The 19,637-nt window shown below is 69.4% G+C and carries 13 protein-coding genes and 2 tRNA genes; 8 read left to right on the top strand and 7 right to left on the bottom strand.

Annotated elements, in window-relative coordinates:
- Positions 1-15 precede the first annotated feature (15 nt).
- Positions 16-354, bottom strand: a complete 339-nt coding sequence (locus tag MKK55_RS05410) for a P-II family nitrogen regulator (RefSeq protein WP_147727910.1) — start codon at positions 352-354, stop codon at positions 16-18.
- Between the two features lie 215 nt (positions 355-569).
- Between MKK55_RS05410 and MKK55_RS05405 the strand changes: the two genes are divergently transcribed.
- Positions 570-2,078, top strand: a complete 1,509-nt coding sequence (locus MKK55_RS05405; RefSeq protein WP_243933647.1) for an NAD(P)H-hydrate dehydratase — start codon at positions 570-572, stop codon at positions 2,076-2,078.
- Positions 2,079-2,130: 52 nt separating this feature from the next.
- Here MKK55_RS05405 and MKK55_RS05400 read toward each other — a convergent pair whose 3' ends face one another.
- Entirely contained in the window at positions 2,131-3,594 is a 1,464-nt protein-coding gene (locus tag MKK55_RS05400) for a multicopper oxidase family protein (RefSeq protein ID WP_243933645.1), read from the bottom strand.
- Positions 3,595-3,776: 182 nt separating this feature from the next.
- Between MKK55_RS05400 and MKK55_RS05395 the strand changes: the two genes are divergently transcribed.
- From MKK55_RS05395 to MKK55_RS05365, 7 genes are all read left to right on the top strand, one after another.
- Positions 3,777-3,861, top strand: a tRNA-Leu gene (locus tag MKK55_RS05395).
- 188 nt (positions 3,862-4,049) lie between these two features.
- Entirely contained in the window at positions 4,050-5,480 is a 1,431-nt protein-coding gene (tig, locus tag MKK55_RS05390) for a trigger factor (protein WP_147727614.1), read from the top strand.
- Positions 5,481-5,607: 127 nt separating this feature from the next.
- Positions 5,608-6,234 (top strand): ATP-dependent Clp protease proteolytic subunit, encoded by a 627-nt coding sequence (locus MKK55_RS05385; protein WP_147843596.1) that lies wholly within the window; start codon positions 5,608-5,610, stop codon positions 6,232-6,234.
- A 232-nt stretch (positions 6,235-6,466) separates the two neighbouring features.
- Complete coding sequence (gene clpX / locus MKK55_RS05380; protein WP_147727615.1) at positions 6,467-7,738, top strand: ATP-dependent Clp protease ATP-binding subunit ClpX; 1,272 nt, start codon at positions 6,467-6,469, stop codon at positions 7,736-7,738.
- A gap of 272 nt (positions 7,739-8,010) precedes the next feature.
- On the top strand, positions 8,011-10,425 hold the full coding sequence (gene lon / locus MKK55_RS05375; protein WP_147727616.1) for an endopeptidase La: 2,415 nt from the start codon (positions 8,011-8,013) through the stop codon (positions 10,423-10,425).
- Between the two features lie 80 nt (positions 10,426-10,505).
- Positions 10,506-11,231: an aspartate/glutamate racemase family protein gene (locus tag MKK55_RS05370; protein ID WP_243933643.1), complete on the top strand. Its 726-nt coding sequence runs from the start codon at positions 10,506-10,508 to the stop codon at positions 11,229-11,231.
- Positions 11,232-11,291: 60 nt separating this feature from the next.
- Positions 11,292-11,367, top strand: a tRNA-Val gene (locus tag MKK55_RS05365).
- 736 nt (positions 11,368-12,103) lie between these two features.
- Here the strand turns inward: MKK55_RS05365 and MKK55_RS05360 are convergent.
- The 5 genes from MKK55_RS05360 to MKK55_RS05340 are packed head-to-tail and all read right to left on the bottom strand — an operon-like array spanning position 12,104 to position 19,368.
- The gene (locus MKK55_RS05360; RefSeq protein WP_243933642.1) at positions 12,104-12,982 is read right to left on the bottom strand and encodes an efflux RND transporter periplasmic adaptor subunit; all 879 of its coding nucleotides are present in this window, start codon (positions 12,980-12,982) and stop codon (positions 12,104-12,106) included.
- Positions 12,983-12,989: 7 nt separating this feature from the next.
- Positions 12,990-15,005 carry a prepilin peptidase gene (locus MKK55_RS05355; RefSeq protein WP_243933640.1) on the bottom strand — a complete coding sequence of 672 codons (2,016 nt, stop codon included), beginning with the start codon at positions 15,003-15,005 and terminating at the stop codon, positions 12,990-12,992.
- Positions 14,998-17,145 (bottom strand): site-2 protease family protein, encoded by a 2,148-nt coding sequence (locus MKK55_RS05350; protein WP_243933638.1) that lies wholly within the window; start codon positions 17,143-17,145, stop codon positions 14,998-15,000. The genes MKK55_RS05355 and MKK55_RS05350 overlap by 8 nt, the downstream gene beginning before the upstream one ends.
- An 11-nt stretch (positions 17,146-17,156) precedes the next feature.
- Positions 17,157-19,052: an HlyD family efflux transporter periplasmic adaptor subunit gene (locus MKK55_RS05345; protein ID WP_243933636.1), complete on the bottom strand. Its 1,896-nt coding sequence runs from the start codon at positions 19,050-19,052 to the stop codon at positions 17,157-17,159.
- 46 nt (positions 19,053-19,098) lie between these two features.
- Complete coding sequence (locus MKK55_RS05340; RefSeq protein WP_243933634.1) at positions 19,099-19,368, bottom strand: DUF3467 domain-containing protein; 270 nt, start codon at positions 19,366-19,368, stop codon at positions 19,099-19,101.
- Positions 19,369-19,637: the final 269 nt, after the last annotated feature.

Raw genomic sequence — 19,637 nt, 5'->3', positions numbered from 1 at the left:
CTCCCGGCGCGGGGCTCAGATCGCGTCCGGCCCGGTCTCGCCGGTGCGGATGCGGATCGCCTCCTCGATGGTCGAGACGAAGATCTTGCCGTCGCCGATGCGGCCGGTCTGGGCCGACTTGCGGATCGCCTCGACGGCGCCCTCGACTAGCGCGTCCGAGAGCACGATCTCGAGCTTCACCTTGGGCAGGAAGTCGACGACGTATTCCGCGCCGCGATACAGCTCGGTGTGGCCCTTCTGGCGGCCGAAGCCCTTGGCCTCGATCACGGTGATGCCCTGGAGGCCGACCTCCTGGAGCGCCTCCTTCACCTCGTCGAGCTTGAAGGGCTTGATGATCGCTTCGATCTTCTTCATGCCGGACGGCCCAACCTGCGCTCTATGATGCCGAATTTCTATCACTCCGCCGGTCCGGCCGCCACGCCGTTTTCAACCCGCCCCCGGGGAAACTGCCCATTCTGGTTGCATGAAATGCAAATCGTTTAGGCAATTTCGCCGTGAGGGCCGATTGTTTGGGCATCGGCTGGACCGTGCACGGGCAGTGCGGCTTCGAACGAGACGGAAGTGACGTGATGGACGGCTCACGCCTGATGACGGTCGACGCGATGAGGACCGTCGATGCGACGGCGATCGCCGGGGGCACGCCGGGCATCGCCCTGATGCGGGCGGCCGGCGCCGCGGTGGCGGAGCGAGCGCGGGCGCACCTGACCCCGGGCGGCCGGGTGCTCGTCCTGTGCGGCCCCGGCAACAACGGCGGCGACGGGTTCGTCGCGGCCCGCCTGCTCGCCGAGGCCGGGCACGGCGTCGATCTCGCCCTGCTCGGCCCCCGCGACGCCCTCTCGGGCGATGCGGCCGAGGCCGCGGCGGCGTGGAGCGGGACGGTGCTGGGCCTGGCGGAGGCCGAGCCGTCGCGCGCCGACCTCGTCGTCGATGCGCTGTTCGGCGCCGGCCTGTCGCGCGACCTCGAAGGGCCGGCCCGCCATGCGCTCGAGCGGGTCGCGGCGTCCGGGCGCCCGGTGCTGGCGGTCGACGTGCCGAGCGGGGTCGACGGCGATACCGGCGCCGTCCGCGGCTTCGCGGTCCGGGCGGTCGAGACCGTCACGTTCGTCGCGGAGAAGCCCGGCCACCGGCTCCAGCCCGGCCGCGGCCTGTGCGGCCGGCTGCACGTCGCCGGGATCGGCACCGGCCCGGCGGCGTTCGCGGCCGGGCTCGCGGTCGGCGCGCCGGCGTTCCGCAACGGACCGGAGGTCTGGGGCGCGCGCCTGCCGCGGCTCGCCGATGCGAGCCACAAGTACACCCGCGGCCACGCCCTCGTGCTGTCGGGGCCGGCCACCCGCACCGGCGCGGCGCGGCTGGCCGCCCGCGGCGCGCTGCGGATCGGGGCCGGGCTCGTCACGGTGGCCTCGCCCGAGCGGGCGCTGGCGGAGAACGCCGCCCACCTCACCGCGATCATGCTGCGGCCGTGCGACTCCGCCGACGACCTCGACGACCTGCTCACCGACGAGCGCATCAACGCGATCCTGGCGGGTCCCGGCCTCGGCGTCGGCGAGGCGACGCGCGACCTCGTCGCGGTGGCGGCCGCCGCCGGGCGCGGCCTCGTGCTCGACGCCGATGCGCTGACGAGCTTTTCCAAGCAGGCGGCCCTGCTCGCCGCCCACCTCGCCGACGGCGACGCGAAGGCGGTGCTGACCCCGCATGCGGGCGAGTTCGCGAAACTGTTCGCGGGCACCGACGCCGTCGCGGAGGTCGGCAAGCTCGAGCAGGCCCGCCGCGCCGCCGCACGGGTCGGCGCCGTGGTGGTGCTCAAGGGCCCCGACACGGTGGTGGCCGCCCCCGACGGCCGTGCCGCGATCAACGACCACGCCACGCCGTGGCTCGGCACCGCCGGCTCGGGCGACGTGCTCGCCGGCCTGGTCGCGGGGCTCCTGGCCCAGGGCATGCCGCCGTTCGAGGCGGCCTGCGCCGCGGCCTGGCTCCACGGCGATGCCGGCCTGCGCCACGGCCCGGGGCTGATCGCCGAGGATATTCCGGAGTTGATGCCGGCGGTGCTGGCGGGGGTTCTGGAAGAGCTTGGAGGGTGACGACGGCCTTTTCCCTCCCCCGCAAAGGGGGGGAGGGAAGAAGCGGGCTGCGTCACGTCACCTCGAAGCAGGTCCACAGCCCGGTGTCGAACCGCTCCAGCACCGTCGCGCTGATCAGCCAGCGGCCGGGATTGTCGGCCTGGAAGGCGATGCGGGCGGTGCGGCCTTCGAGGAGCTGGAAGGTGTCGAGCCAGTAGGGCTCCCAGCCGTCGTCGAGGGGGTGGAGCAGGCGGAAGACGTGGCCGTGCAGGTGCAGCGCCTGCGGGAACGCGGTCTCGTTGCGCAAGGCCAGCACCACCACCTGGCCGCGCTTCACCGTGAAGATCGGCGCGAGGCCCGCGGTCGCGCTGGTGCCGTTGACCGACCAGATCCGGTTGGCGTCCCCGGAATAGGCCGGCTCCGCCTCGGGCTTGTCCTTCGAGAGGCTGGCGCCGCCGGTGATCACCACGTCGCGGCGCAGCGCGTTCTGCAGCTTGACCTCGCGCGGCAGCAGCGGGTTCTCGCCGATCGGCCCGATCGGCGGCCGCTTCTCGGTGACGGCCGAGCCCTTGGTGACGACGGTGGCGAGCTGCAGGCCCTGGCCGACCAGCGCGGTGATCGCCCCCTTCGCGTCGGCCTCCGCCGGCAGGTCGATCAGCAGGTCGTAGCGGGTGCCGGGCGGGAACGGCAGCGTCGCGCGCAGCGGCTCGAACGTGTCGGTCGGCTGGCCGTCGACCGCCGCGACGTAGACCTTCAGGCCCTCGAAGCGGATGCGGGTCGCCCGGGCGTTGCAGGCGTTGCCGAGCCGCACCCGGATCCGGCTGCCCGGCCTCGCCTCGAAGGTGGCCGGCACGTTGGCGCCGTTGATGGTCACGAGGTTGCCGAGCCGCCCGTTGCTCGCCGCGAACGCGGTCTGGCCGAAGGGCAGCAGCGCGCCGTCGTCCTGCAGGCGCCAGTCCTGCATCAGCAGCGACACGTCGGCCTCGACCGCGGGGGGCGCCTTCTCCTCGACGATCAGGAAGCCGGCGAGGCCCCGGCCGGACGGCTCGCTCGATCCGCCGACCACGAGCGGACGGACCAGGAAGGTGCCGGCGTCGGGCGGCACGAAATCGTAGGTGAAGTCGGCGCCGGGCGCGACCGGCGCCTGCGTCACGCCGCCGACGCCGTCCATGGCGTTCTTGTTGCGCACCCCGTGCCAGTGCAGCGAGAGCGGCTTGTCGGTCCTGTTCTCGACCCGCACGCGCACGGCCTCGCCGAGCTTCACCCGGAACGTCGGAGGCGCCGAGGTCCCGTCGAACGACCATACGGCGGTCTCGGGGGCGGGCTCGGGCCGGAAGCGCGTCTTGGACGGCGCCGCCTTCGCGGCGCGCGGCTCCGGCAGCGGCGCGGTCGGCGCCCCCGGCGCAGGCGCCGCGGGCTTGCCCTGGGCCCGGCCGGCCCGCGGGAGCAGGAGGAACGCGGCGCTTCCCAGGAAGAGCGCCCGACGCGACGCGCCGTGTCGAGATTCGGTCGGCGGCGCGGATCGGGCTGTCGGCATGGAACCTCGGAGCGGCGGGGCGCGCGCGCGGAATCCGGGGCGGATTCCGGGGCCGCCGCTTGTAGCCGCCGCCCCCGCGCGGCGCCACCGTTTCGGACCCGCAAGTTTTTTGCTGCGGCCTGTGCCTCGCATGCTATAGACCCGCCCTCCGGCGGCCGGACACGCGCCGGGCATCGGCGCTCGCGGGCGTGGCGGAACTGGTAGACGCGCTGGATTTAGGTTCCAGTGTCGCAAGACGTGGGGGTTCGAGCCCCTCCGCCCGCACCAGCTCCGCCGTCGGAAACGGAAACGGCCGATCCCTGTGCGGACGCGGGCGGCCGGCTCCGCCCAGCGGATGCCGTTCGCCTCGCGCGGTCCCGCTTCCCCGTACCGAACCCGCGACTCCGCCAGGCCTCAGCAAGGGCCGCACCCGGATGCTCGCGCATACGATCACACGGACTTTGAGAGCGACGACGATGCAGGTGACCGAGACACACTCCGAGGGGCTGAAGCGCACGTTTCAGGTGTCCCTCGCCGCGAGCGAGCTCGAGGATCGCCTGAACACCGAGCTGTCGGGCATGAAGGACAAGGTCCAGCTCAAGGGCTTCCGGCCGGGCAAGGTGCCGGTGGCGCACCTGCGCAAGGTCTACGGCCGCTCGGTGATGGCCGACGTGGTGCAGAACGCCGTCAACGAGGCGAACCAGAAGATCGTCGCCGACAACGGCCTCAAGCTCGCCCTCGAGCCGCAGATCGAGTTCCCCTCCGACCAGTCGGTGGTCGAGAAGGCGCTCGACGCCAAGGCCGACCTCTCGTTCAAGGTCGCCCTCGAGGTGCTGCCGAGCTTCGAGCTCGCCGACCTCTCCGACGTCAGCCTGACCAAGCTGGTCGCCACCCCCTCGGACACCGAAGTGAACGAGGCGCTGGAGCGCATGGCCGGCCAGAGCCGCCCGTTCACCGAGCGCGACGCCGGCGCGGCCGCCGAGACCGGCGACCGCCTCACCATCGACTTCGTCGGCCGCATCGACGGCACCGAGTTCGAGGGCGGCAAGGGCGAGGGCATCGATCTCGAGCTCGGCTCGAACTCCTTCATCCCCGGCTTCGAGGAGGCGCTGGTCGGCGCCAAGGTCGGCGAGCAGCGCCTCGTCAAGGCGACCTTCCCGGAGGCCTACGGCGCCGAGCAACTCGCCGGCAAGGACGCCGAGTTCGACGTGACCGTCACCAAGATCCAGGCGCCGGGCGAGGCCAAGATCGACGACGACTTCGCCAAGGGCATGGGCCTCGACTCCCTCGACGCGCTCAAGGAGGCGGTGGCCAAGGCGATCGGTACCGACTTCGAGGCGGCCTCGCGCCGCAAGCTCAAGAAGGAGCTCCTCGACGCGCTCGACGGCCGCTACGCCTTCGACCTGCCGCCCTCGCTCGTCGCGCAGGAATTCGCCAGCGTCTGGGCCCAGGTCGAGCAGGACCTGAAGGCCCGCGGCAAGACCTTCGAGGACGAGGACACCACCGAGGAGAAGGCCACCGCCGAGTACCGCAAGATCGCCGAGCGTCGCGTGCGCCTCGGCTTGGTGCTTGCGCAGGTCGGCGAGAGCGCCGATATCAAGGTCTCCGACGAAGAGGTGAACCAGGCCCTCATCGCCCGGGTCCGGCAGTTCCCGGGCCAGGAGCAGCAGGTCTGGGATTTCTACCGGAAGAATGCGCAGGCGCTCGCCGAGCTTCGGGCGCCGCTGTTCGAGGAGAAGGTCGTCGACCACGTCCTCGGCCAGGTCAAGCTGGTGGAGGAGCCCGTCTCGAAGGAGACGCTCTTCGCCGACGAGGAAGCCGACGACGCCGGCGACGGGAAGGCCGACGCCAAGTCGGCCGACTCGACGTCCGCCGAGGCGGCGCCGGCTGAATCGAAGGCCGACTGAGCCCGCGCTCGTCTCGAGGCGGCGGGCATATGGTTAGGCGGCGTTAAGGAATGCCGTCGTTCGCTGACGCGCCCGGCCTCTCCGTGATTCGCGGAGGGCCGGGCCCCTTGGAGCCCAAAAGGCCATGATGAGAGATCCGGTCGACTATTATAACAGCGCGCTCGTGCCCATGGTGGTCGAGCAGTCGAGCCGCGGCGAGCGGGCGTTCGACATCTACTCGCGACTGCTGCGCGAGCGGATCATCTTCCTCACCGGACCGGTCGAGGATTACGGCGCGTCGCTGATCGTCGCGCAGCTGCTGTTCCTCGAGGCTGAGAACCCGAAGAAGGAGATCTCCTTCTACATCAACTCGCCCGGCGGCGTGGTGACCTCGGGCCTGTCGATCTACGACACGATGCAGTTCATCCGTTGCCCGGTGACGACGCTCTGCGTCGGCCAGGCCGCCTCGATGGGCTCGCTGCTCCTCACCGCCGGCGAGCCGGGCCACCGCTTCGCCCTGCCCAACGCCCGCATCATGGTCCACCAGCCGTCCGGCGGGTTCCAGGGCCAGGCCACCGACATCCTGATCCACGCCCGCGAGATCGAGGCGCTGAAGAAGCGCCTCAACGAGATCTACGTGAAGCACACCGGGCGCGACTACGACTCGATCGTCCAGGCGCTGGAGCGCGACAACTTCATGACCGCCGATGCGGCCAAGGAGTTCGGCCTGATCGACGAGGTCATCCAGAAGCGGCCCGAGCCGGCCGCCGCCTGAGGAGGCCGCATGCCCTCGCCCGGCGGCCGCGGCGTCGCCGGGGGAGGGGTGTGGCGATCGCGGCCTTGATCCCGCCGCGGCCGCGTGTTTGCATCGGGGTTCGCGGCGACCGGTTCGCGAGGGACCCCAGGCAAAGACGCGCAGGTGACTTTTTCTTTAAGCGGATTCCCTTACTTGTAAACGATGCGCGTGTGCCCCCGGCTGGCAGCGCACGCACGAATCGGAGACCGATATGAGCAAGACTGGCGGCACCGACTCCAAGAGCACGCTGTACTGCTCGTTTTGCGGCAAGAGCCAGCACGAGGTCCGCAAGCTGATCGCGGGCCCGACGGTGTTCATCTGCGACGAGTGCGTCGAGCTGTGCATGGACATCATCCGCGAGGAGTCGAAATCCTCCCTGGTGAAGAGCCGCGACGGCGTGCCCACGCCGAAGGAGATCCGGCGCGTCCTCGACGACTACGTCATCGGCCAGGACTTCGCGAAGAAGGTCCTCTCGGTCGCGGTGCACAACCACTACAAGCGCCTCGCCCACGCGACCAAGCACAACGACGTCGAGCTGGCCAAGTCCAACATCATGCTGATCGGGCCGACGGGCTCGGGCAAGACGCTGCTCGCGCAGACGCTAGCCCGCATCCTCGACGTGCCGTTCACCATGGCGGACGCGACCACGCTGACCGAGGCGGGCTACGTCGGCGAGGACGTCGAGAACATCATCCTCAAGCTGCTCCAGGCCTCGGACTACAACGTCGAGCGGGCGCAGCGCGGCATCGTCTACATCGACGAGATCGACAAGATCTCGCGCAAGTCCGACAACCCCTCGATCACCCGCGACGTCTCGGGCGAGGGCGTGCAGCAGGCGCTCCTGAAGATCATGGAAGGCACCGTCGCCTCCGTGCCTCCGCAGGGCGGCCGCAAGCACCCGCAGCAGGAGTTTCTGCAGGTCGACACGACCAACATCCTGTTCATCTGCGGCGGCGCCTTCGCCGGGCTCGAGCGGATCATCTCGGCGCGCGGCAAGGGCACCTCGATCGGCTTCGGCGCGACCGTGCAGGCCCCCGACGACCGGCGCACCGGCGAGGTGTTCCGCTCGGTCGAGCCCGAGGACCTGCTGAAGTTCGGCCTCATCCCCGAGTTCGTCGGCCGCCTTCCCGTGCTGGCGACGCTCGAGGACCTCGACGAGGACGCCCTCAAGAAGATCCTCCAGGAGCCGAAGAACGCCCTGGTGAAGCAGTACCAGCGGCTGTTCGAGATGGAGAACGTCGACCTGACGTTTCAGGACGAGGCGCTGTCGCTCGTCGCCCGCAAGGCGATCGAGCGCAAGACCGGCGCCCGCGGCCTGCGCTCCATCCTGGAGACGATCCTCCTCGACACGATGTACGACCTGCCGGGCCTCGACTCGGTGGAGCAGGTCGTGATCGGCCCCGAGGTGGTCGAGGGCAAGTCGCGCCCGCTCTTCATCCACGGCGACCGCAACAAGGAAGCGCCGGCCAGCGTCAGCGCCTGACGTGCGCCGGCGCACATGCGCTAAATCCTTGATGGAGCGGGCCGATCACGGATCGGCCCGCGACAGGTGGGCACCTTGAAACGGGGCTCCTGGAAAACCACCTGAGGCTCAGCGCAGTGGCCGCTGCCTCCCTTGAGGGGCGGTGCCGCGCCACCAGCCGCAAAGTCTCCAGCAGACCTATCCCGACCCTCGCGGCCCGGTCGGCCCCTGGCAGGAAGCTTGCTCCGAATCGGAGGAGCGACCGCCCGGCGTCCCTCATGAGGAAGTCAACGATGACCCAATCGAAATCCCGCCAGCCGGTCGTTCCGGGCTCGACCGGCTCCTACGCCGTCCTGCCGTTGCGCGACATCGTCGTCTTCCCGCACATGATCGTGCCCTTGTTCGTGGGTCGCGAGAAGTCCATCCGCGCGCTCGAGGAGGCGGTCAAGACCGACCGCCACATCCTGCTCGCCACCCAGATCAACGCCGGCGACGACGACCCGGCCACCGACGCGATCTACACGATCGGGACGCTCGCCTCCGTGCTGCAGCTCCTGAAGCTGCCCGACGGCACCGTGAAGGTGCTGGTCGAGGGCGGCGGCCGTGCCAAGATCACCGGCTTCACCCGCTCGGACGAGTACTACGAGGCCGAGGCCGAGGCCCTGGTCGACGAGCTCGGCGACAAGGTCGAGGCCGAGGCGCTCGCGCGCTCGGTGCTCTCGGAGTTCGAGAACTACGTCAAGCTCAACAAGAAGATCTCGCCCGAGGTCGTCTCCGCGGTCACGCAGATCGAGGAGCCCTCGAAGCTCGCCGACACGATCGGCTCGCACCTCCTCGTCAAGATCGCCGACAAGCAGGCGATCCTGGAGACGCCGACGGTGGCCGCGCGCCTGGAGCGCGTGCTGTCGCTGATGGAGAGCGAGATCTCCGTGCTGCAGGTGGAGAAGCGCATCCGTACCCGCGTCAAGCGGCAGATGGAGAAGACCCAGCGCGAGTACTACCTCAACGAGCAGATGAAGGCGATCCAGAAGGAACTCGGCGACGAGGACGGCCGCGACGAGCTGGCCGAGCTCGAGGACAAGATCGAGAAGACCAAGTTCACCAAGGAAGCCCGCGAGAAGGCGTCGGCCGAGCTGAAGAAGCTGCGCCAGATGTCGCCGATGTCGGCCGAGGCGACGGTGGTGCGCAACTACCTCGACTGGATGCTCGGCATCCCGTGGAACAAGCGCTCGAAGATCAAGAAGGATCTCCTCGGCGCCCAGGTCCTGCTCGACGGCGACCATTTCGGTCTGGAGAAGGTCAAGGAGCGGATCGTCGAGTACCTCGCCGTGCAGCAGCGGGCCAACAAGCTCACTGGGCCGATCCTCTGCCTCGTCGGGCCCCCCGGCGTCGGCAAGACCTCGCTCGGCAAGTCGATCGCCAAGGCGACGGGTCGCGAGTTCGTGCGGATGTCGCTCGGCGGCGTGCGTGACGAGGCCGAGATCCGCGGCCACCGCCGGACCTACATCGGCTCGATGCCCGGCAAGATCGTCCAGTCGATGCGCAAGGCCAAGACCTCGAACCCGCTCATCCTGCTGGACGAGATCGACAAGATGGGCATGGATTTCCGCGGTGACCCCTCTGCCGCCCTGCTGGAGGTTCTCGACCCCGAGCAGAACGCGACCTTCAACGACCATTACCTCGAGGTCGACTACGACCTGTCGAACGTGATGTTCGTGACGACCGCCAACACCCTCAACATCCCTGGGCCCCTGATGGACCGCATGGAGGTGATCCGCATCGCCGGGTACACCGAGGAGGAGAAGGTCGAGATCGCGCGCAAGCACCTGATCCAGAACGCGCTGAAGAAGCACGGCCTGGACAGCAAGGAATGGTCGATCGACGACGAGGCCCTGCTGATGCTCGTCCGCCGCTACACGCGGGAGGCGGGCGTGCGCAACCTCGAGCGCGAGCTGTCGAACCTGATCCGCAAGGCGGTGAAGGAGATCCTCATCACCAAGGTGAAGAGCGTCGAGATCGACGTCGAGCGCCTGCAGGTCTTCCTCGGCCCGCCGAAGTTCCGCTACGGCGAGATCGATGCCGACGACCAGGTCGGCGTGGTCACCGGGTTGGCCTGGACCGAGGTCGGCGGCGAGTTGCTGACGATCGAGGGCGTCATGATGCCGGGCAAGGGCAAGATGACGGTCACGGGCAACCTGAAGGACGTGATGAAGGAGTCGATCTCGGCGGCGGCGAGCTACGTCCGCTCGCGGGCGCTCGACTTCGGCATCGAGCCGCCGCTGTTCGAGCGCCGGGACATCCACGTCCACGTGCCGGAGGGGGCGACCCCGAAGGACGGGCCCTCGGCCGGCATTGCCATGGCGACCGCCATCGTCTCGACCTTCACCGGCATCCCGGTGCGCCGCGACATCGCCATGACCGGCGAGGTCACGCTCCGCGGGCGGGTGCTGCCGATCGGCGGCTTGAAGGAAAAGCTGCTCGCTGCGCTCCGCGGCGGCATCAAGACGGTGCTGATCCCCGAGGAGAACGCCAAGGACATCGCTGAGGTGCCCGACAGCGTGAAGAACGGGATGGAGATCATCCCCGTCGCGATGATGGATCAGGTCCTCAAGCACGCCCTGGTGCGCCAGCCCGAGGCGATCGCCTGGGAGGAAGTGATCCCGGTCAAGAAGACGGCCGAGGACGGCGCCGCCTTCGTCGCCCACTGACCGCCCGAGCATGAACGACGAGGCCCCGGAGCACCGCTCCGGGGCCTTTCGCTTGCATGGTCCCCCGCGAAAGGCCGCCCATGCGCATCCTGGTGATCAATCCCAACACCACCGAGGCCGTGACCGAGCGCGTCGCCGCGCATGTCCGCCGGATCGCGGGGGCCGCCGCCACGATCGTGCTGGCGACCGGCCGCTTCGGGGCCCGCTACATCGCCAGCCGGAGCGCCGCGGCGATCGCCGGCCACGCCGCGCTCGACGCCTTCGCCGAGCACGGGGCCGGATGCGATGCGGTCTACCTCGCCTGCTTCGGCGATCCCGGCCTGCTGGCGCTGCGCGAGATCGCCCCCGTCCCGGTCGTCGGCATGGCCGAGGCCGCCTGCCGCGAGGCGGCCTCGGCCGGGCGCTTCGCCATCGTCACCGGGGGGACGGCGTGGCGGCCGATGCTGAGCGAGTTCGTCGCGCTCCTCGGCCTCTCGGACCGGCTCGCCGGCCTCCGCACGACGAACGCCACCGGCGGCGAGATCCACCGCGACCCGGACGCGGCCCTGGCCGACCTGATCGCCGCCTGCCGCGCCTGCGCCGACGAGGACGGGGCCGACACGGTGATCCTCGGCGGCGCCGGCTTGGCGGGCCTCGCCGAGCGCATCCAGCCCGCGGTTCCGGTACCCGTCCTGTGCTCGGTGGAGGCCGGCACCCGCGCGGTCCTCGCCGCCGCGGCCCGACCCGGCCCCACGCCGCCCGACCGCCCGGCGATCGACAGCGCCGGCCTGTCCCCGGCCCTGGCGCAACTCCTGGCCGGCGCGTAGGGGGGCGCCGCGCGCCTCGGCCTTGCCTCGGTGCCGCGGCATGCCGTACCACGCGGGCGCGGGCGGTTAGCTCAGTTGGTAGAGCGTCTCCTTTACACGGAGAGGGTCGGGGGTTCGAGTCCCTCACCGCCCACCATTGTTTACAACGCGTTACGGCGAGCAATTGGGGTTTTGGGCAGTGCTTCCCCCAATAACTCCCCAACAACAGTGAAATTAGTTCTAGACGTTTCTGCCGCCGCTCTGTTCCTTCCAGGGATGATCGGTGCGCTGTGCCCAGCAGGCCACCCGCATCCGGCCGATGCGGAACGTGTTCGGGTCCGACGCTAAACGGACGGGATGTGCGGTCTCGACAACCGCATCCGGCGAGCTATCGTGCCGGAGTGCGTACGATCTCCCTGACTCTCGCCGTGCTCCTTCTGGGAAGTGCCGCCCATGCCGAGCCGGCGTCGACGCTCAAGGGTCTTTGGCGGGTGATGTAAGCCTGCCCGGAGCAACGGCGATCCGGCCGAGTCCTAGGATCGGAAGTCGCCGTCCTCTTCAGCATCAAGCGGGATTTGAGCCTTCAAAGGGTTCCTTGAATGTCGCATGCGCATCTGATCGGAGACGATGCCGATCGGAGGGCCTTTCTGTATCGGACCCTCGGGGCGATCGCGCGCTGTTTCCTGTTGAGCCTCACAGACGGCCTCGACGGCGCAATCTCCGGCTGGCCTCGCCGGTTGCGCGTCGTTAATCGGGCTCGGGAGCGTGGCGCGTAGAGATGGCGAGCGCGTCTGGTTGGCGCCCGGGCTCGGGCGCATGCCGTTACGTCACGCGGCGGCGGATGTTATCGGACGAGGCGAGCCGGCTGGCACTCGAGCGGGAACAAGCGTCACCTATTCGGGGGGCAAGGCCTCCGCCACCGGGCCTTCGGGGAACGGTGTCGGCAAGTTGAGCTTGCAGCGCTGGCCGCCTGGAAGACGGTTTCCCGGATTGGGCAGTTCCAGGCGGATACCGAAGGTACCGCTGGCCGCATCGAAGACGTGATCAACGACGGTCACCCGCGCCTCGTAGCTTCCCCCGAGGGGCTTCTCGAGATGTACAATTCCCACCGACCCAATGCGCAGCTCGTTCCAGCGTTCGACGCCGACATACGCCTCGACGTAGAGCGGATCGAGCTGCACGAGGGTGTAGATTCCGCTGTCCTGGCGCACGAACTCGCCTGCCGACATCAAGCGCTCGGTAACAAGGCCGCTGATCGGGCTCCGGATGATGCGCAGATCGAGCTGCGCCTGCGCCCGCTTCAGCTCGATCTCGGCGAGGTTGTGCTTGAGTGTTTCGGTCTGCAGGTCGCGCTTGCCGATCTCAAAGTCGGCCTCGACCTGATCGAGCTTCTCCTGGGTGACGATGCCCTTGCCGAGCTGGCTCTGACGCTCGTTGCGGCGGCGGTACATGTCGACCCGTGTGCGCTGGGCCTCGACGTTGGCCGAGGATTCCGCCTGCGCCTTGGACAAGGCGACGTTGGCCTCCTCGACGCTAGTGTCGAGCCGGGCGACGACCTGCCCCTCCGCGACCGTGTCGCCGCGATTGACTAGGACGTCCTTGAGGATGCCCAGGGTGGCGCTGCCGATCTTCAGCTTCTGGGCGGGCTCGATGACACAATCCACGGTGACGCCCCCCGCCCCGGCCGCGGTCGCCGAGAGGAGCGCCGCGACGGCTGCGAGGCCTGTCCGCAGGACCCCGGACCGTGTCCGGGACTTGATCGAGGGTATCATCGCGTCCTCACTCAGAATGGCCGGCGAAGGCCAGGATGCGGTCCTGCATCTGATCGGACCGCAGGAGATCGGCACGCATGCGGGCGTGCAGCCGTTCGGCCCGCGCCTGCGCGTGGCGCAGGAGCAGGCGGCCGAAAGTTTGGGCATGGCGGCCGAACAGCGGCATCATCCGCCGCGCCATGCCGCGTGAGAGCAGGCCCCCGTCGAGAAGCGGGTCGTCGAGCGAGAGGATCGCCTGGAAGCAGCCCGGCTCGCCCTGGCGTCCGCTTCGGCCCGCGAGTTGGTCGTCGATCCGTCGGGCGTCGTGGCGCTCCACCATGATTACGTGCAGGCCGCCCACGTCCGCGACGCCCGCTCCAAGCTTGATGTCGGTTCCGCGCCCGGCCATGTTCGTCGCCACCGTGATCCGCCCCCGCAAGCCCGCTTCCGAGACGATCCGGGCTTCTTCGCCGTCCTGTGCCGCGCTCAGCACCGTGTGGGTGAGCCCGGCCTCCGCGAGGTGCCGGCTCGCCACCGCCGAGGCCACGACCGAGCGCGTCCCGACGAGGACGGGGCAACCCTTCTCGTGGAGCGTGCGTATCCGCTCGACGGCGCGGCGCCACTTGGTTTCCTGGTCCGGCAGCACGGCATCTGCCAGGGACAGCCGCCGAAGCGACCGATGCGTGGGGATTCGGGCGACGGCGAGGCCGTAGACGGACCAAAATTCGGCGGCGACGCCGCGGGTCGTTCCCGTCATGCCTGCGAGCCGGCGGTAGCGGCGGAAGAAGCGTTGGTAGGTAATGCGCGCGATCGTCGTGCGCGCGCCCGACAGACTACAGTCTTCTTTGTACTCGATCATCTGATGCAGGCCGTCGCTCCAGGCCCGATCCGGCATGACGCGACCGGTGTAGTGGTCGATAATCTGGACCTTACCGTCGCGGACGAGGTAGTGCTCGTCGCGCAGGAACAGGTGCCGCGCGCTCAATGCTTGACGCACCAGTTCCTCGCAGGTGATCGGGTTGCGGAACGCGCCGCCGCCCGGCTCCGCCAGGACCTCGGCGGCTGCGGCCTTCACCGCTACGACGCCGGCGGCGGTCAGCAGGATGCGCCGTTCCGTGATGTCGATCACAAAATCCCGGCTCTCGACAAGTTTGGCTGCCAGGGCAAGCGCGAGGGCGATCGTCTCCGGACGGAACTGCGATTCGGCCTGACCCGAAATGATCAGCGGCGTGCGGGCCTCGTCAATGAGCACGCTGTCGGCTTCGTCGACGATTGCGAAATCCAGCCCGCGCAGGCGCAGCGTCATCAAGCGGGAGCGGGCCGCATGCAGGCTTTCGAGCTTCAATCGCAGGTTGGTAGCGCGTTGTCCCAGCGCGATCCGGTCCCGCAGATAGTCGAAAGCGAGATCTTTGTTGGTGCAGTAAGTGATGTCGCAGGCATAGGCTGCCGCCCGCTCCGGCTGCTCCTGACCGCTCTTGACCACCCCCACGGTCAGGCCGAGCGCGGCGTAGAGTGGACGCATCATCCCGGCGTCACGCTCGGCGAGGTAGTCATTCACCGTCACCACGTGCACGGCCAGTCCGCCCAGCGCCGCCGTGCCCGCCGCGAGCGTCGCCGTAAGCGTCTTGCCCTCCCCGGTGGCCATCTCGGCGATGCGCCCGTCGATGAGGGCCGCCGCACCCATGAGCTGGACGCTATAGTGGCGCTGCCCCGTCACCCGCCCCGACATCTCACGGATCAGAGCGAAGGCCTCGGCCAGGACCGCGCCCTCGAAGCGCCCGGTCACGCGCAAGGCCGCTGCCACGGCTGCGACCCGCACGTCCAGGGCTGTGCGGTCGAGGCCGGCGAGGCTCGGCGCAAGCGCCTCGGCCTCGGCTGCGACCCGCGCATAGCGCCGCCCCTGCACGCGGGTCAGGTGGGCGCGCACGCGCCCCTGGAGGCGTGCGGCGATGCGCTCCAGGCGTCCGTCCGGTCGGATCGCGCGCTCGGGGTAGAGGATCGGCCGCGCGAGCGCGCCGGCGGGCGGGCGGGCGGCCTCAGACACGGAACTGGCTCAGGAAGGTCTGACGCACGCTCCGCAGGACGCGCCAGGCGATCGGCTCCGAACCGAGATCGAAGCGGACGTAGACTCGCTCGCCGAGGGCGTTGAACGGGATGCCCCCGGGGATGCGGACGTCGAACACGAACAGGCTCTGCAGGGCCTGCGGCTTCTGCGGGTTCCCGTTGTCGACGGCGATCGTTCCCCCGCCTTGGGTGGTCAGCGCGAGGCTCGGCACCTCCTGCTGCGCGCTCGGCACCTCGCGCAGGATCTCGGCGACGTGCACGATGGCGGGGGCCTCGGCGAAGCGCGCGGCAACGGCGACGGTGCGGCTGCGGACGAGGTCGACCTCCGATTGCGGCACCACCACGCGGATCACGGGATCGTCGGCGCCAAGGACGTAGCCGACCTTCTCGCCCCGCTTCAGGAATCGGCCCGGCAGGTCGACGGCGCCCGGCACGATGAACCGACCGGCTTGCTCCGCCCGTAGGACGAGGTCGGCCTTGCGCTGACGGAAGACGCCAAGGGTCGTCTCGCTGCTGCGGATCTGTTCTAGCAGGATCTGGGCCTGCGTGCGGTCGCTCACCCGAACCGCGTCGTAGCGCAGCCGCGTCTCGGTGAGCTGGGCCTCCAGCACTGCGACCCGCGCGTCGAGGGTCGGGTCCTCCATGGCGAGCAGCAGGTCGCCCGCTGACGCGTCGTTGTCCGGCGCGGCGACGAAGCGAGTTATCACGCCGTCGGTCTTGGCGCGGAGCTGAGCGTGATCGGGCACCCAGACGACGCCTTCATCAACCGTGGCGTAGGGCAGCGGCAGCGCGAACACCACCGCGAGGCAGGCCGCCGCCGCCGCTGCGCTGACGCGCACGGCGCGGGCGCGGTGGTTGTGGAGCTGCGGACTCGACGCGAGGTAGGCGACGCCCCTGGCCAGGGGCACCACCACGATGCTGGACACCGACCAGATCGCGACAAGGACGCCGAAGACGAAGAACTGCGTCGCCACCACGGCGGCGATCGCGAGCGAGACGGCGGTCCGGTAGAGGAAGGAGCCGATCGCGTAGAACAGCAGCCACGGCGCCTCGCCGGCCCCGGTCACCGGGCTATCCGCGGCGGTGACGCCGAACACGTGGCGCTGGATGAGATAGAAAACGTAGCGGTTGGCGCGGGAGGCGAGATTGGGGATCTCTAGGAGGTCCGCCAGGATGTAGTAGCCGTCGAAGCGCAGCAGTGGGTTGCCGTTGAAGAGCAGCGTCGAGACGCTGGCGATCACCATCACGTTGAAGGCTGCCGCCCGCACGAGCCCCGGTTCCGCTTGGACCCAGACGATGGCGGCGGCCGATGCGAGGGCGAGCTCGACGATGATGCCAGCACTGGAGACCACGATCCGGCGCCACTTGCTCGAGAAGGAGGCCGCGCCGGACGCATCGACGTAGGGTGCCGGTATGAACACGATCAGCATCATCCCGAACTCGTGGACCTCGCAGCCCCAGGCCTTGGCGGCACAGGCATGCCCGAGCTCGTGCAGGCCCTTGATGATCGGGTAGAGGCAGAACACCAGCGAGACGTTTTGCGCCGTGAGAAGCTGTGTCGAGACGTCGCCGGTGAGCTCGGCCCAGTTCAGCGCTGTGATCACGACACCCGCCGCGACAAGGGCAAGCCACGCCGCGAGGCCGACCCCCGAGAACAGGGGACGGAACAGGGGTGCGAGTCGGTCGAGGGCGGCGTCCGGGTCGAACAGCGGCATCCGCAAGGCGAGGGGGTTGCGCACATGCGCCAGGATCGTCCGGCGATCGGCGGTCGCCGAGCGCTCGGCGAGCTCGTCAAAGTCGGGGGGGAGCGACCCCTGCAGCAGGTCGGAGCCGTGAAGCTGCGCGAGGAGCCGGATGGTCTCGTCCTGGGTTGGCGGCTCGATGCTCTTGCGGCGCCCGAGGAGGTCCCAAATCTCCTGCAGGCTCCGCCGCCCGTCCATCAGGCAGATCATCAGGTTGGCCGCCGGCGAAAGCCGGTGGAAGCGGCCGCTCTGGTGGTCCTGCAGCACGTACCAGACCTCGCCGCGAAAGCGCTGGCGGTGGATCTGCGCGTGTCCGCGCAGGCGCGGCCTCAGATTCGCGACGCGATACCAGGACGAGCTGAACAGCGAATGCGCCACGCCTCAACCCCTCACGGTTGCCAGTGCCAGACGAGGATGCGCGCCCAGTCGAGGATCGGACGCGCGTAGGTCGCGGCGTAGAGGCGGTTGTCGATGTCGATCTTGGCCAAGCCCTCCATGCCCGGCCGCAGGCGGGTCGATCGCGCCCGGATGTGCCCCTCGACGCGGAACATGTTCCGCCCGCTCTTGATCTCGGCCACGGGGGTGATCTTGTCGATTGTCAGCGGGTAGGGCTCGTTGGGCAGGGACGAGGCCAGCATCTGGCCGGTCTGGCCGACCTTGACGTCGGCGATCAGGCGTTCGTCGACGAAGATCACCACCCGGTAATCGTCGAGCGGGGCGATCTCGTAGAGCACCTGTCCGCGGCTGACGGAGCCGCCGATCTGCTGGCTGAGGTCGCCCGAGACCACGAGGCCGTCGAAGGGCGCGAAGAGCTTGGTGCGAGAGAGCTGTTCGTCGATCAGCTTGATCTGCGCCTCGGCCTGGTCGATCTGGCTCTTGACCACATTGATGGTCGCGGGCTGCCGGCCGGCCAGCGCCTTGTCGTATTCATAGACGCGCTGCTGCCGCTCCGTGACCCATCGCAGCCGCTCGAGGGCGAGGTCGCGGTCCTCCATCGCCGCAAGCAGCGCCCCGCGCCGGACCGTGTCGCCCGCCCGCGCCGGCGCCTCCTTCAGGAAGCCGTCGAAGGAGACCACGACGGCCCGGCGCACCAAGCCTTCGATCCGCGCCTCGGCCGTCACGCGGTACGGGCCCGTCGCGATCGAGAGGATTGCGGCGGCGGCCAGCGCGAGGCCGAGCCAGAGCTTCAGCCCGAGATGGCCGTGGCCGACGAGCTTCCCGAAGCCGCCCGCGACGGCTTCGAACACTTTGGTGCCGATGAAGCGATCGTTCTGGCGCTTCTCGTCGAGGACGGGCGCGATCGCCGCGCAGGTGGCGGCCACGAGTTCCACCGTCTCGGGCGTGAAGGGAGCGTCGCTTGGCCGCTCGATCGTGATCGCACCGACGAACCGATCCACCACGAGAAGCGGCACCGTCAGCACCTGGCCGCCGTGCTGGAGCCGGGCTAGCTCGGCGTGGGCGGTCGTGGCGAAGGCATCGCCCGGGGGGGAGGGAAACAGGATGGTCGTACGCTGGTCGAGCGCCTCGTCCATGCAGGCGGAGAGCTTCCGCACAAGGTTCATCTGCTGCCCGAACTGGGCGGAATGGGAGATTGCCACCACCCGCACGCTCCCGCGCCGGGTGAAGCCGATGCCGGCGCGAAGGCCGCCGAAGGCGATCGCCAGGTCCGTCACCGCGGCCATGCAGGCGGCCTTGAAGCGCGCCTGTTCGAGCACGGAGGCGAGCAGGTCGAACGCCGCCCGCGAACGCGCGAGGAGCCGGCTTTCGCTAGCGCCGCGCTCCTCGCGGGCGCGGTCGGTGAGCCAGGGGGCACCCCACTGCACCTGCCGGATCGCCGCCCGCAATTCGTCGCGGTCGGTTGTGGTGAGCGCGAGGCACGCCACCGCGAAGGGCGCTCCGTCCATCGCGATCGGGACGGCGATGCGGCTGTCCGCGCCCGGCCCGACATGGTCGTTCTCCTGAACGACGGGCCGGCCTTCGCGCAAGGCACGCTCGGCTGCATCGCGCAGCGGGTCCGTCGCGCCGCGATCGCCCCCCTCAGGCCATGCCGCGAGCAGAGTTAGGCCGCCGGTCGATTCGGTGACGAGAACGAGACCACGGCTCGCCGCGGGGAGCATCCGGCCCTGGAAGGCGAGCCAGGACCGCGCCGTCTCCACCAGCGTGCGCGCGCCCTGGAGCTGCTGCCACAGGGCCGATTCGAGCAACGCCAGACGTTTGGCCGCGCCCTGCGTCGGGGCTGGTGGGCGCGGGTGGTCGCCGAGATCGCCGGAGGCTCTGTTGCTCAACCCCGCCTCTGTCATGGAACCCTGGACCTCGGATCGAGCGAGCGAATCAGCTCTCGACGTCGAGGGCGCCGTGGCGTCCCTCGAACTCGCGGAGGACCCCCCCAAGCACCGACCACAACCGCTTGGCGGCGAGCGGCGTCAGGATGATGCGGTTGGAGAGATCGACAGCGACGCCGGACGTGTCCGTGACGTTCCAGGTGCGGTTCGTGCCGAAGAACAAATCGATCTGCTCACGCGTGCCCTGAACGTTGACCACATTCGCGAAATGGGTCGCCATCTCGCGCTCGATCCACTCGATCGACTTGGCATCCGGCAAACGTTCTGAGTCGGTGTGGCTTCCGCTACTCATTGTTCAACCCTGATACACTTCACGTTTCGGAGGCATGGGGATGTCGGCGAAAATAAGATCAAGCTCTCGTCGCAAGGCGTCTCGGCATGTCCGGCAGACCATCTCCACGGACTTTCTTAGCCGAAGGTGGTAGCGACGCAAGGCACAACATTGCAAGTCCTGAGTGCTTCCCCTAACGTTTTACGGCGCCGCTGAGTATGTCTTCGCCTCCGCCGATACGTTGCAGCCTTCAGATC

This window comes from Methylobacterium sp. J-059 (genome assembly GCF_022829485.1).
In the GTDB taxonomy this organism is placed as follows: domain Bacteria; phylum Pseudomonadota; class Alphaproteobacteria; order Rhizobiales; family Beijerinckiaceae; genus Methylobacterium.
This window is presented reverse-complemented; position numbering and strand designations above follow the sequence as displayed.